Annotated in this window: 1 protein-coding gene; it reads right to left on the bottom strand. The window is 48.4% G+C overall.

Features of this window, described 5'->3' with window-relative positions:
- Window positions 1-119: 119 nt before the first annotated feature.
- Window positions 120-318 (bottom strand): hypothetical protein (locus AC1RPN_RS08790; RefSeq protein ID WP_447492108.1); only part of this gene is annotated, 199 nt, incomplete at its 5' end.

Here is a 318-nt window from a genome sequence, read left to right as displayed (position 1 = left end):
GGACCATATTCTTTTTCTGCTATCCCCTTGGCTTTATCCCACTTGTGCTCCAAACTTTCTTTGCTTCCTTTACCCTCGCGCGCGTCGTGGGTAATCTGACGTGACGGCATTTAAATCTCCTATAGATTGTGTTCTCTTGCGATCCGGCGAATAAACTCTCGGCTGCGCCCGAATTCGCTAACTATGTCCTTCTGCTTTGCACCATCTCGAATGCGGGCCGCAATCAGAATTTTCTCTTCTGCATCAGACCAGCGCCGAGAAGTCTCACGAATAATTTTCCGTTTGCCGTTTTCCACCTCACATGGATCAGTCTTACAG

Source organism: Dellaglioa sp. CoH-57-MRSF-20 (genome assembly GCF_056781955.1).
The sequence above is the reverse complement of the archived record's forward strand: the minus strand, read 5'-3'. Positions and strand labels throughout refer to the sequence as shown.